At 48.1% G+C, this 12,423-nt stretch carries 14 protein-coding genes; 6 read left to right on the forward strand and 8 right to left on the reverse strand.

The features are described from left to right. Positions 1-434 precede the first annotated feature (434 nt). A complete protein-coding gene (locus CWM47_RS34915) occupies positions 435-1,103 on the reverse strand; it encodes a recombinase family protein (protein WP_100993129.1) in 669 nt (222 codons plus the stop codon). 295 nt (positions 1,104-1,398) lie between these two features. Next, on the reverse strand, positions 1,399-1,887 hold the full coding sequence (locus tag CWM47_RS34920) for a hypothetical protein (RefSeq protein WP_100993130.1): 489 nt from the start codon (positions 1,885-1,887) through the stop codon (positions 1,399-1,401). Between the two features lie 54 nt (positions 1,888-1,941). Between CWM47_RS34920 and CWM47_RS34925 the strand changes: the two genes are divergently transcribed. The 5 genes from CWM47_RS34925 (at position 1,942) to CWM47_RS34945 (ending at position 5,045) form a co-directional block, all read left to right on the forward strand. Further along, positions 1,942-2,148, forward strand: a complete 207-nt coding sequence (locus CWM47_RS34925; protein ID WP_100993131.1) for a hypothetical protein — start codon at positions 1,942-1,944, stop codon at positions 2,146-2,148. A 318-nt stretch (positions 2,149-2,466) separates the two neighbouring features. Then, entirely contained in the window at positions 2,467-2,724 is a 258-nt protein-coding gene (locus CWM47_RS34930) for a helix-turn-helix domain-containing protein (RefSeq protein WP_100992809.1), read from the forward strand. 273 nt (positions 2,725-2,997) lie between these two features. After that, on the forward strand, positions 2,998-3,360 hold the full coding sequence (locus CWM47_RS39570; protein WP_240625608.1) for a transposase: 363 nt from the start codon (positions 2,998-3,000) through the stop codon (positions 3,358-3,360). A 282-nt stretch (positions 3,361-3,642) separates the two neighbouring features. Then, the gene (locus tag CWM47_RS34940) at positions 3,643-4,434 is read left to right on the forward strand and encodes an IS5 family transposase (RefSeq protein ID WP_394342033.1); all 792 of its coding nucleotides are present in this window, start codon (positions 3,643-3,645) and stop codon (positions 4,432-4,434) included. Positions 4,435-4,496: 62 nt separating this feature from the next. Continuing rightward, positions 4,497-5,045, forward strand: a complete 549-nt coding sequence (locus tag CWM47_RS34945) for a heme NO-binding domain-containing protein (protein ID WP_100993133.1) — start codon at positions 4,497-4,499, stop codon at positions 5,043-5,045. Positions 5,046-5,673: 628 nt separating this feature from the next. On the opposite strand, the gene CWM47_RS34950 is transcribed toward CWM47_RS34945, so the two are convergent. Continuing rightward, positions 5,674-6,171: a RidA family protein gene (locus tag CWM47_RS34950; RefSeq protein ID WP_240625609.1), complete on the reverse strand. Its 498-nt coding sequence runs from the start codon at positions 6,169-6,171 to the stop codon at positions 5,674-5,676. 65 nt (positions 6,172-6,236) lie between these two features. Then, a complete protein-coding gene (locus CWM47_RS34955; protein ID WP_100993134.1) occupies positions 6,237-6,800 on the reverse strand; it encodes a Crp/Fnr family transcriptional regulator in 564 nt (187 codons plus the stop codon). Between the two features lie 929 nt (positions 6,801-7,729). Between CWM47_RS34955 and CWM47_RS34960 the strand changes: the two genes are divergently transcribed. Beyond that, positions 7,730-8,362, forward strand: coding sequence for a TMEM175 family protein (locus tag CWM47_RS34960; RefSeq protein WP_100993135.1), 633 nt, complete (start codon positions 7,730-7,732; stop codon positions 8,360-8,362). Positions 8,363-8,419: 57 nt separating this feature from the next. Here the strand turns inward: CWM47_RS34960 and CWM47_RS34965 are convergent, their stop codons facing one another. From CWM47_RS34965 to CWM47_RS34980, 4 genes are all read right to left on the reverse strand, one after another. Continuing rightward, positions 8,420-9,346 (reverse strand): helix-turn-helix domain-containing protein, encoded by a 927-nt coding sequence (locus CWM47_RS34965; RefSeq protein WP_100993136.1) that lies wholly within the window; start codon positions 9,344-9,346, stop codon positions 8,420-8,422. Between the two features lie 15 nt (positions 9,347-9,361). Next, positions 9,362-10,267: an SDR family oxidoreductase gene (locus CWM47_RS34970; RefSeq protein ID WP_100993137.1), complete on the reverse strand. Its 906-nt coding sequence runs from the start codon at positions 10,265-10,267 to the stop codon at positions 9,362-9,364. 205 nt (positions 10,268-10,472) lie between these two features. Further along, entirely contained in the window at positions 10,473-11,390 is a 918-nt protein-coding gene (locus tag CWM47_RS34975; protein WP_100993138.1) for a helix-turn-helix domain-containing protein, read from the reverse strand. Between the two features lie 4 nt (positions 11,391-11,394). Further along, a complete protein-coding gene (locus CWM47_RS34980) occupies positions 11,395-12,369 on the reverse strand; it encodes an NADP-dependent oxidoreductase (RefSeq protein WP_100993139.1) in 975 nt (324 codons plus the stop codon). Positions 12,370-12,423 lie beyond the last annotated feature (54 nt).

Here is a 12,423-nt window from a genome sequence, read left to right on the forward strand (position 1 = left end):
GTGACGAATTTGGTCCCTTTTTTTAGATCTACCCTAGGTTAGTAAACGAGCGGGTAGAAATAAAGTGCTAAATAAGGTCTCTTCTGTTTCTGGATACACAATAAAAAGTTTACACAGACGTTTTAAATCTGTTACGTTACTTCAGCCCCATTGGTCCGACCCGTGGGGCTTTTTCGTATTCTTTACTACTTATTATTTCTGGCATGGAAGGCGTGTCTGATCAACTCCCGGCTCAACCCGAGCAACCAGCTACTGAGAAACTGCGACCGTCCGCGGCGCGATTTGATGCCGCGAATGATTTTCTGACTATCTGCGATCGTCTGTCGACGGGTTATGACAGCGGCTATTATTGGGAAGATGTGCAACGAGCCTTACGGATTGCCGCTGGCTTAGAAAAGTGGCGGCAACGGCCGACCGTCCGATTAATCCCTTCTTTATTCCGATTTCTGATCTTGTCGTTTCAACATTCGCCGAACCGTTTCAGATTGAAACAGCTTTCCATAGCGGGTGCGGAACCCATGCTCATTTAATCGCTCAGCTATGGCCCGTAACGTCAACGCGTCTCGTTGGTAGAGTCGAATCAGCTCACTGGCCTGCCGGTTGGCCGGGTGAGACACCGCATTCGCCTTGATGGCTATGACGCCCTGGGCTCGATGCGAATCGGTCAAGTTCTCGGGTTTACCCAAGGTAAAACCACGCACCTTCTTTTGGGCTAATGCAGCCCGAGTCCGCTTGGAAATCTGCTCGGCTTCATGCTGGGCAAAGCTGGCCATGATGCCGATGGTTAACGTATTGGCATCGGGTAGATCGCAGGCCACAAAATCCACTTCCGAGTCCCGAAGGACCATTACAAAGGAGGCATTCCGACTAAGCCGATCGAGCTTGGCAATCAGGAGTCGGGCGCTGTGTTGTTTGGCGGTCTGGATGGCGGCTTGTAACTGGGGGCGGTCTTTCTTGCGTCCGGATTCGACTTCGGTAAATTCCTGCACGAGCTGATCTTCCGGGCGAAGAAATCGCTGGACCATCTGCCGTTGATCATCGAGGCCTAAGCCGGAGCGGCCTTGTTTCTGGGTAGACACCCGGTAGTAAGCGATATAGCGCATAATGGCCACAAGATAGGTAATTTAATTGATTTGACACGAATCATAAACGCACGTTTATGATTCGTGTCAAAGCTAATTGACAATTAATTAATCCCAACCTTAACGCTGAAAACCTGCCAACCTGACAGCTTTACCGGTAAGTGTCTTGTTAATAGAGAAAAGCTACAATGAGTTATTCAATCAGATGAGCTTACTCAGGCTTAGATTGAACGGCGGGGAAATAATAAGGATATACCAAGTCGACGCTAAAAACAGTAGGCATAAAAAAGCCCTGTCGAGTCAGGGCTTAATAAACTTATTCGGCACCCTGGTCCTGCTTGGGCTTTCGGCCACGGGGCTTACCTGTGTAAGGCACTTTAGCTTCGGCGGCTTCAGGAGCTAGTTGTAAGGCAAAGGCGGTCGTACCTTCATACTCGAAAAGACGAATGGTAAAGTCGTATTTTGTTTTGACGAAATCCACTCCGCTCTCCGTCAATATAAAGGGCAGGGCCAACGTATAGCTTTTGGCGGCTTGCTCGAAGACGAAGGTTTCCGCATTGCTACTGCTTGGTACTAGATAGAGCGATTTGGCTTTACGTTTTCCCTCGTCCATGCCTACTTTAAAAGATGTTTTATTTAGATCGACACCTAAATGAGCCACGGTTTTGGCTGGTAAAACGAGTTTCCCCGTAGTAGAAATGTGACCGGTTAAAAGTAGCTTAGCTGGTTTGGCGGCTTTTTCGGCCTTGGCCTTAGGCTGCTGGTTTTCAGTGGGTGAAAAAAAATGGATGTTAATGGCTTTCATTCACTTGGTTTTAAGACTTTTACAAAAAAACAAAGGTAGGAAATTAAGGATTGAATGAAGAAAAATCACGAATTCAAGGTGAACGATCTAGTCACGCTCATTAACCCAAAAGCTGCTCAAGAGTTAGAAGCGGCTAATGGGGCTATTGACTGGCCAGTGCCAGTAATCAGTCAATATGGTCAACGAGTACACTGCTGGAACAGCCAACGGCGCGAATTTACGATCACCCTCAGTGCGACCGAGATTAAGAAAGTTGATTGATCAGACAGGTTAGCAGACAGGTGGGCTAAACTGGGACAGCAGGTAAAATGCATTCTCTACTGTTACATCCCCTATCCAATAAAGGGGAGTGGCCAACATTCGTACAAATGTTGGCCACTCCCCAATAAAAGAATTAATTCATAAACGCTTGCTGACTTTTAAACAAAGGTCTGACTGTCTCCCTGAGTTATGACAGGCGTTCATCTGGCCAAGGGTTTTCGTGAACGGATATAGTTGGACTGATATTTGCACTAAAGCAATAATTACAGCTGAATTAAGTAATCACGCAAATTTAACTTTCATTTATTAACTTGCAGTATGAGCCGACCAAAACGCTGCATCTCCTTGTCTGACACCGAGAAACTTACTTTACAGGAAGCCATCAAAAACCACCCTAAGTACGAGTTTAGACGGGCTTGTCAAGCATTACTTTGGAGTCATAAAGGCTTCTCGGCCAAAGAGGTAGCAGGCCACACCGAAGTCTCCCAGCATTCGGTTGGCAAGTGGCTTTCTGCCTGGCAAGAACTGGGTTTGGTCGGGCTCATGCGCCAAAAAGGGCAAGGCAGAAAACCCTAGCTAGCTAGATAATCAACTGCGTCTAGAGGAGCTACTGGCCGATTCTGGCTATTCCAATGGGAGTAACTACGCCTTGCTGGAGGGGTGGAACATCACGGGATGGATACCTGTCTTCGGTCAATACAAACCCCAAATCGAAGGCTTTCCCTATGCCCCTGAAGGCGATTACTTTACCTGTTCGCAAGGTAAGCGTTTAGTGTTTAAGACGTTTGACAAGAATGTCGATGGCGGCTGGATGAAAGTCTACCGGGCGGATTACCAAGACTGCCGACAGTGCCCCCTCAAACCCGCGTGTGTGCCCAAGAGATTATTCGGACGGCCTATGATCCCTTCTACCGGCGAGCCGTGGAACGCCAGCAAAGTCGGCGGGGAAAGCGTATGAAGCGGCTTCGCCACCAAACAGTAGAACCGGTTTTAGGCAGTCTGGTAGAGTACTGTGGCCTGCGAAAAGTGAATGTACGGGGAAAATCAGGGGCTCACAAGGTGATGCTGATGGCAGCCGTTGCCTTCAACTTGAAGAAGTATATGAAGTTCACCACTAAGTCCACCATCAGCCAGGCCATAGCGCTGAAAGTGGAGTGGTCTTTGGCATCCCAAGATACTTTTCGAGGTTTTGAGCTGCTTTTTCTTAACTGAGATAGGGAACCGAAGGTAGAAAATCTGATCAGGCTGGTTAAACAATCAAAAGTCAAGTTAGAAAGCGGAGTTGTGCAACAGCCACGAGCGTTTGTTGAGATGCTGATTTTTAATCTCTTTTCAATTCAATCAATCGCATACGCCTATTAATAAATGAAGTTACCTGAACTACTAATCAATAACTAAATGTTACTTTTGTCATGCGTCATGTACATACTTTAAGAAGTTGTTTGAGTTAGGTTGTGTTTGAAACGAGAAAGCCGTCCATCGGGGTTAAGTTGTGTGAAGCAACCTTATTCCTCCGACCTGACGGCCTCTCAATGGCAAGGTATCAAAAAACTCATTTGCGTCAAACGCAAAAGTATTTGGCCGCTTCAACGCATTGTCGAAGCCATCTTTTATTTGACAAAAAACGGCATCATCTGGCGAGATTTGCCCGAAGGATTCCCGCCTTGGCAAACCGTTTATTGGTACTTTAGAAAATGGAGCAAAAACGACACCTGGATACTGATTGCCAATGAGTTGACGATGAATCACAGGCGTAAAGTCGACAAGAACTCCTTGCCCACAGTGGCCATTATTGATTCGCAAAGCGTCAAAAACAGTGCCACCGCTACCCAGCAGATTGGGTTTGATGGCGGCAAACTGATCAAGGGCCGTAAACGATTTCTGATGGTAGACACGCTGGGACACTTATTGTGGACCGATGTGCGGCCTGCTAATGTCGCGGACGGCAAAGCAGGTGTATTGTTTTGGGAACAGGCCGAACATCTTAATCCGTTGTTGGATGATTTGGTATTGATGTATGCTGACAGTACGTTTGGCGGTCATTTTAAAGAACAGCTAGAAACCATTTATGATATGCGAGTAGTGATTTCAAAGACGCCAATCGAAGATCAAGCTACTGATAGCAAGCTAGTTATTCATAAGTGGCGGTGGATTGTCGAACGCACGATCAGCTGGCTGGGCAATAATCGCCGATTGGCTAAAGACTACGAACGGACGATCCTATCGGCCCAAAGTTTCATCTGGATTGCTCACATCAGGCGTACTATCAAGTATGCAATTGGCTAACTCAAACAGCTTCTAATATCATTAACGTAAGGGCATCCAGCCTAATTTGTTTTAAAATACTAATGAAAGGCATTGTCTTCACGAAGTTTCTTGAGATGGTCGAGCAAACCAACGGGTATGATCAGGTCGATTCCTTACTGTTAACGACAGATCTGCCTTCCGGTGGTACATACACAGCTGCCGGTACCTATGACCACCAGGAGATGGTCGGCTTAGTGGCTAACCTTAGCCAAGCCACCCACCGAAGCGCGTCAGATATCTTGCGAGAATATGGACGCTATCTCTTTCAAACGTTCGTTAACACCTATCACCCTTTTCTTGAGGTGGCTCCCGACGCCTTTACATTTTTGAGCTCGGTCGATGCCTACATTCACGTCGAGGTCAAAAAACTCTATCCCGAGGCCGAGCTACCCAACTTTACGATTACTCGGCTTGATGGGTCCACCCTACAAATGATTTACCAATCTAGCCGCAAGATGGCCGACTTGGCTTATGGGTTAATTGAAGGTACACTGGCTTATTACGGGGAGATAGCCAAGATTGAGCAACAAGCCCTCAGCCCGGATGGTAGTCGAGTAAAATTCCTGATCATCAAAGCAAACCACTTGTAAACCTGAGCGTGAAGGCAAGTTAAAAGCAGCTTATTTATTGGAGAAAATGGGTTAAAAAAGCAAAACAGTAAACTGTATGCTAGGGATTGCAATTGAAAAGTTGTCAAACAAGTTGTGCCCTATTTATGGAGCAGATACCTAGCTATTCCTTTGTCTCAGGATGGAGCGTTTTTGTGAGACTCTTGGGCTTAACCAAATAAAAAGGTGGTTGGCCTCTTTTGACTAATTTCCGACCGCTTCGGCGACCGGCCCCGGCTGCAGCCTAGCCCAGCCGGGGCCGGTCACCACGGCCGATATCGTACCGGCGAACCTGCGGACGGTGCCGAAGCCGAAGCGGAGTGGGCCTATCTGTATCCGAAAAGGTAACAAAGTATCTAGAGGAGCAAGCTGTACTGAACTAAAAAGCCGCGTCCGTTGAATCGGAAGGCGGCCTCAACTCGCGGAAAAGTGGGCTGCTGTAATCACCACTCTTTATCAGCCTATTTTATTCCCTGAACCACGTAGGTTCGGTTTTGACGACGAACGCTTTTAATTGGATACCAATCTGTTCGCCGTAAAGCGTCGCAGACCGTGACGGTTTTAACCCATTTTTTTAGGTACATCCGACGGTCTCAGGCTACGTCAATCCTTATTTGACTACCGTCGCTTCCAGTTCAACTTTTAAGGTTTCAGTTAAACTCTTTACTTCCAGTAACGTAGTGGCTTGCTTTATACCGTGCTGGGCTATCCAATGCTGAAAAATAGGAAAGTTGGGCCAAAACTCTTCATGAGACGTGGTGTAAATCGTTAACCGCACAATATTCCGGCATTCGTACCCAGCCTCGCTGACAACTTGTTCCAAATTTTGGATCGCTAGAAGTAATTGGGCTTTCATGTCGTCGGTACTGGATTGCCCGTCCGCGTGTACAGCGGCTTGCCCCGAAACATAGAGCGTGCCGACTGGCTGTTTTACTTCTACCGCTTGGACATAACTGAGCTGATCTTGCCATTGCCAGGGATTGATGATTCGTTTTTCCATTTGCTTTGCTTGTTTAGTTGGTCCCCATGCAGGCATCGTAGTTATGAGCGCTTTGGCTAAAATCGTTGCCATGCGTTTCATGCCTGCCGGGTAAAGTTTACTGGGCAAAGTTGGGAAGTATACCAGGGTTTGACCGTGACCTATAGCACAATTATCGAGTGATATTTATCACACTAATCAGAAAGCCGACTCAAGGTTTCACGCGATACCCCCAAGTAGGAAGCCAGTAAAGTCTTAGGCACCCGCTGAATTAAGGTAGGATATTGGTTGAATAGCTGCTCATACCGCTCTTTGGCTTGGGTAGTGAGCAATGACAAGATGCGTCGCTGGGCCGCAATTGAACCAGCAATGGTTAATTGCAGGAAGAAGCGTTCAAACCTTTGCAGACCGGCGCATAACTTATGATAGTTTTCCAGCGACAGGCAGAACACCACTGTATCTTCCAGGCAGTCTAACGACATAGTCGCTCTGGTCTGGGCGAAATAGGCCTGAAAATCGGTTTCCCACCAATCTTCCATGGCAAACGAAACGATGTGCTGCTTGCCCAATTCATCGGTATAGACCAGCTTTAAAAGCCCCGAGACCACAAAATAGGAGTAGCTTACCGGTTCGCCTTCCTGAATCAGGAACTGATGCTTTTTATACTTTTTGAGCGTAAAATGAGCGAGTACGAACGCAAACTCGTCATCGGTTAGCGGTACTCGTTTTTGGATGTGTTCTCTTAACTTTTCCTCCATTCTTAGACACAAAAATAAGCCCGGCCTTCATGTAAAATCGGGGGCATGGCTTGACTAAAGGTTCGCATCAACGCAAGTTATAACAAGTCGACTGTTCATTTTACTGCTTGTGAATTCGGGATTAGGCTTTAACCGGTTTGACCTATAGACGGAGCTTAGTATCCTAGAAAAGATAGGCTATTAAACCTGCCATCGTGTGAACCAGCGTGTCGGTAGTGGCTTAATTGCGTTTATCGGCAAAGAAAAACTGATTGATAAACAGACCTATTGTTGTATCGTGAACTGCCACTGATCGCTCCAGCCTTTAGGTTTGAGGGCTGATAAGAAACCAAGATTTAGCTAGCTTACTAGACAGACAACCGATCGGGCTTCCCTACCGTCTCCGGCCAAGTTTATGCCCTATGCGGGGTCGATTTCTATGATATATGCAAGCGCATATTTATATTTTTCGTCATAATTTCGATCCTCCGGGTTTATGCAGTGGTCAAGCGGGGTAAAAAATATGACAAAGCTTATGCGTTTACCCTTGCTTAATCCATAGAAATCGGCCCGGCATTTATTGACCGAAAACGGCCGGTTGAGTAGGCAGTGAGCCAGTACGGATATAAACAGGTAAGTTGCGTAAATAAAACGCGACGCAACCTACACCAGAAGTCTGAAAAGGGGTTATAAAGCTATTTTTGGCCTGGAGGAAATTGAGTACCACTGTAGGCCAACGACCACTAAATAACGTCCGGAACGCAAAATCGGATGTCATTGGTTGGGCCCCCCAAATAGCTATCGTGGTAACGGCGGGTTTAATTGACTACCTTACGAGTCATAGTAGAAAAAACTTTACTTTCGCACGCCTGTTTGAAAGTTCCGAACCTTTTGTGGAGCCTGATTGAACAAGGCTTCCTAACCGGGCGGCTACAGGAACACGTCAATAAATGGAAAAAGATACGACAAGGATAGAGGCGTTCAGCGATGGTATTTTTGCCGTAGCCATCACCCTATTGGCGATTGACCTCAGCCTGGATATCAGTGATATTGAAGCGCATCATAGCCTGAAGACAACGACGGCTGATGAGCTAGAGCAACGGCTTATGGCGCTGTGGCCAAAAGTATTTGCCTATGTCAATTCCTTTGCCTCGGTGCTGCTCATCTGGATGTCGCACCACCGGATGTTTAAACTACTGCGCACCACCAGCAACCGGCTCATCCTGGCCAATGGCTTGCTGCTGCTGGTAGTGGCCTCGCTCCCGTTTCCTACCAAAACGATGGGCGAGTTTTTAGGTACCGACGCTCAAAAAACGGCCATCTTATTGTATGTCGGCTACACGGTGGTCATTGCCATGCTGTTTTTGCTCCTAATGCGGGTAATCACCAGCAGCAAGAGGGATTTGCTGCTACCGGGTATTTCCTCAAAAACGATAACAGGTATTCGCCAGGGCTTACGCATTGGTCTTTTACTGTGTTCCGTCATATTTATCATCACCCTCTTTGTTCCCCTGATGGGGCTGGCTCTGAGCTTTTGCATGTGGGTGTTCTGGGCGTTCTCATCAACAGAAAAAGCCGTGTAGGCACGATGCCATTTTTGCCGGCCCTGGGATACCGCACATCACGTTTGACTATCCCCTTCAGTTAAATGATTGCCGGAATTCCACCGGCGAAAGACCCGTCTTCGCCTTGAACAGCCGGCTGAAGGATTGGGGATGTTCAACGCCTAATCCATAGGAAATTTCGCTGACTGTCAGTCGGGTACCCGCTATTTTTTCCTTGGCCTTCTCAATCATCTTATCCTGGATGTGTTGTTGCGTAGTACGGCCTGTCAACAGCTTCAGCAAGGTGCTCAGGTAGTTCGGTGAAATGTTTAGCTGGCTGGCTACGAGCTGTACGCTTGGCGGCCCGTGTTCCATCAGGTCGTTGCTGTTGAAGTAGCCGGTTAAGCAGGCTTCCAGTCGGTCAAGTAGTTGATGATTTTCAATTTTGCGGGTGAGGAACTGGCGGCTATAAAATCGGTCGGCGTAGTTCAGCAATACGTCAGTCAACGCGATGATGATGTCCTGGCTAAACGTATCGGTATTAGCAAAATACTCCGTTTGAATACTTTGCAGGATGCCAATGATGGTCGCTTCTTCTCGTTCCGTCAGATATAAAGCTTCATGGACAGAATAGTCGAAATAGTCATACTTTTTGATGGATTTGGCAAGCGCTGTATGCCAAAGAAAATCCGGATGGACGTAAAGGGCCCAGCCCGACATGGGCGGCACGTTTGTCTCTTCATTTTTTAGCGGTGGGCTAAAAACCTGCCCGGGTGCCATGAAGTACATCACGCCGTCCTGCCCATCATAGGCCTGCTGGCCATAGTTAAAACGGCCGTATCCGTAGCGCTTCAGCGAGATGGTATAAAAATCAAACGTCCGGCTACCCGACAGTTCTTTCGGCAGGCTTTGTATCCCCTCCAGATTAATCACGCTGATCAACGGATGCTCCGGTCTGGGCAGACCCAGTAATTGATGAAACTCGCTAATGGTTTTGATCCGGTATGGTTGTGCTACAGGCATCTTATCGTGTATTTATTAACCGCCGTAAGCAGCCCCAAACTCGTTGGCGAATTCGTTCAGTTTCACTTTTCCGGGCGCTGGCCGGTGGCGGTTATAATCTTCATAGAATCTTCCGGTATGGATGCTGGTATTCATGGCGACAAACTCGCTGGTCAGGCTTTCATTTATTCCAAAAGCTTGGTAGTGTTCCAGCTCCTGCTCGTCAGGGATGGTCACCCATTTTAAATCAGGCTTGCCGATCGCATCGCCTAAGATATGGGCCGCTTCAGTACAGGTCAGCACCTCGCTGACCACATAACGGACTTTTCTGCCGACCTGCCTGGTTTCAAGCTCGTCCACAATGGCATCCGCAATGTCTAAGTTAGACACCCAGGCTACCCGGTCATCCGCACCATAGCTTGCCGCGATGACACCCTGACGTTTAATAGACCCTATACAGGCGAACATGTTTTTGTAAAAACCGGCCGGGCGAATGAACGATATACGGACATCAGCCGGCAGCTTACTCAACGTCTTTTCTGCGTTGCGATGAATAATAATGAGACCACTGCCGCTGTCCATAGCTGCGCCCATGCTGCTGAGGTAAACCACACGCTTTACCCCAGACTGCCGGATAGCCTGCCCATAATTATTGACAACTGCATCCGCCCTTTTGATAACTGCATCTGCCGTGTTGGCCGGGTCGGCGAAATTACCGTACGGCGCCAGCATGCAATAAAGGGTGTCGGCACCCGTGAAAGCATCGGTCAGGAAATCAACGTCTTCCATGACACCAATGGCAGCCATTGCACCCAGCGCTTCAATATCCGTCTGTTTATCGGCATTGCTGCTGATAAGGGTAACGGAATGGCCTTTTTTTACCAGTTTCTCTACCAGTGGCGTGCTAATGTAGCCAAGGGAACCCGTTACAGTGATCTTCATGATAGGGCTTTTTTTGCCCTACAAAGATCCTGCACTGCAAAAAGCCCGGCCCAACAGAATCTACGAAACCTTAAACCAAATCTAAGAATTATCGTCCTTGTATTTCAGCATTAAGGATAAGCTTTAGCCAACGTAAGCTGGCGAAGTGGTATACGCCAAAAAGGACGCGGGCCTAACCCGTAGCATTGTCGCTGCTTTGTTTTTCTCAGTTGAATGTCTGTCGAAATTCCAGGGGCGAAAAGCTTGTTTTTGCCTTAAACAGTTTGCTGAATGACTGCAGGTGCTCAAAGCCTAAGCCGTAAGCAATCTCGCTCACGGTAAGGCTTGTCGTCGACAATCGTTCCTTCGCTTTTTCAATCAGCTTTTCGTGGATGTGCTGCTGGGCGTTTTGGCCGGTTAGGGTCTTTAGTAAGCTGCTCAGATACTTCGGGGAAAGATGCAGCTGCGCTGCAATGTGCTGGACGGTCAGCAGGCCTTCCTTGTTTAGACCGGCATTACTAAAATACGCATCCAGCAGCGTTTCAAAACGGCTAAGCACCTGGTGGGCAGATTTTTCCCGCGTGATGAACTGGCGGTTATAGAACCGCTCTGAATAGCGCAGCAACGTCTCAATTTGCGAGGTGATGATGTGCTTACTGAACGTATCAATGGTTGACTGGCACTCCTGCTGAATATTCCTGATGATATCAACCAGTACGGTTTCTTCCTTTTCCGATAAAAACAAGGCCTCATTGACCGCATAATGCCAAAAGTCGTAGTGCTTAATGGTGATGGCCAGCGGTGTGTTCCACAGAAAATCAGGATGGATCAACAACATCCATCCTGATTGTTTGAGCTGTACGGTGTTTTTGTCAACGGAAAGGGCCAGTACCTGGTTAGGCGCTACAAATGACAGGATGCCCTCATCATGATCAAACAGTTGCTGCCCGTACTTCAGTTTGACTTCGTTCGCATTGGCCACCCGTTTCAGGCCAATGCAATAGAAATCATAACACCAGGAAGCAGGCTCGCTCAGCTGTAAGCTTGCAACGTTCTCAACCTTAAACACCGCAATCAACGGATGATCCGGTTTGGGCAGCTGCCTGAACTGCAAAAATTCGCTGATGGTTTTGAATCGCTTCACGGGGTTAGTCCTCCTTTCTTATCTCCAGTACAATCTTACCGCGGACGTGTCTGGTTTCACTGTCGCGGTGTGCATCTGCCACCTGGCTCAAAGGGTATACCTTGCTCACCACCGCTTTTACTTTACCCTCATTAATGAGCCGGGTGGTACCGCTCAGCGATGACGTATACGTGGTTACACTACCACCGCCTACCAGGGTTCCGGTGGCGTTCTTTTGGGCAAGGGCCGTCAAAAAATCATCCGTAAGGGGCTGGTCAAGATGTGTACACACAAAGATGCCCCCTTCTTTGAGGACGTCAACCGACTTCATCCGGACGCTTTCATCGCGGACAGGTGAGGCATTGAATACCACATCTATATCACGCAGCAGCTCTTCAAAGTGCTGGGTATTATAATCGATTACCTCATCGGCACCCAGTTCTTTCAGAAAATCAACGTTGTGAGCCGATGCCGTGCCGATCACGTAGCCGCCCATAGCCTTGGCAAACTGCACCGCCAGGTTGCCTACGCCACCTGCCGCGCCATGAATCAGCACCCGCTGGCCCGGCTGTACCTTGCCCAAATCCACAATGCCATTCCAGGCGATCAGGGCGCAGGAAGGCAGGGCACCGGCTTCGTTAAAAGCGATATGCTGTGGCATCACAGAGAACTGGCTTGCCTTTACCGCAATATATTCGGCATAGCTGCCATCGCCCGGAAAATTAGGCACGCCATACACCTTATCGCCATTTTTAAGGCCAGTCACCTCGCTGCCGGTTTCTTCTACAATGCCTGCTGCATCCAAACCCAGGCCCAGGGGTAATTTCAAAAATGAGCGTAACACCTCATTGCCGCCCTCGCGGATAATGTAATCGGCCGGGTTCACGCTGCTCGCATACACTTTCACCAAGATTTCGTCGGCGGCAGGAACCGGGCGTTCCACCTCTTCTAACTTCATCACATCCGGTCCGCCAAATTCATGAACTCTGATTGCTTTCATAATAAGCTGATTTTTGTTTTTGATGCTACAAAGGTCATCGCTTACGCGGTAGCT

Source organism: Spirosoma pollinicola (genome assembly GCF_002831565.1).
In the GTDB taxonomy this organism is placed as follows: Bacteria; Bacteroidota; Bacteroidia; order Cytophagales; family Spirosomataceae; genus Spirosoma; species Spirosoma pollinicola.

Coding starts and splice junctions, on each gene's coding strand:
- CWM47_RS34930 (WP_100992809.1), top strand. CDS start 2,467: ATGAGCCGACCAAAACGCTGCATCTCCTTGTCTGACACCGAGAAACTT.
- CWM47_RS34970 (WP_100993137.1), bottom strand. CDS start 10,267: ATGAAGATCACTGTAACGGGTTCCCTTGGCTACATTAGCACGCCACTG.
- CWM47_RS34980 (WP_100993139.1), bottom strand. CDS start 12,369: ATGAAAGCAATCAGAGTTCATGAATTTGGCGGACCGGATGTGATGAAG.
- CWM47_RS34920 (WP_100993130.1), bottom strand. CDS start 1,887: ATGAAAGCCATTAACATCCATTTTTTTTCACCCACTGAAAACCAGCAG.
- CWM47_RS34955 (WP_100993134.1), bottom strand. CDS start 6,800: ATGGAGGAAAAGTTAAGAGAACACATCCAAAAACGAGTACCGCTAACC.
- CWM47_RS34915 (WP_100993129.1), bottom strand. CDS start 1,103: ATGCGCTATATCGCTTACTACCGGGTGTCTACCCAGAAACAAGGCCGC.
- CWM47_RS34965 (WP_100993136.1), bottom strand. CDS start 9,346: ATGCCTGTAGCACAACCATACCGGATCAAAACCATTAGCGAGTTTCAT.
- CWM47_RS34945 (WP_100993133.1), top strand. CDS start 4,497: ATGAAAGGCATTGTCTTCACGAAGTTTCTTGAGATGGTCGAGCAAACC.
- CWM47_RS34925 (WP_100993131.1), top strand. CDS start 1,942: ATGAAGAAAAATCACGAATTCAAGGTGAACGATCTAGTCACGCTCATT.
- CWM47_RS34960 (WP_100993135.1), top strand. CDS start 7,730: ATGGAAAAAGATACGACAAGGATAGAGGCGTTCAGCGATGGTATTTTT.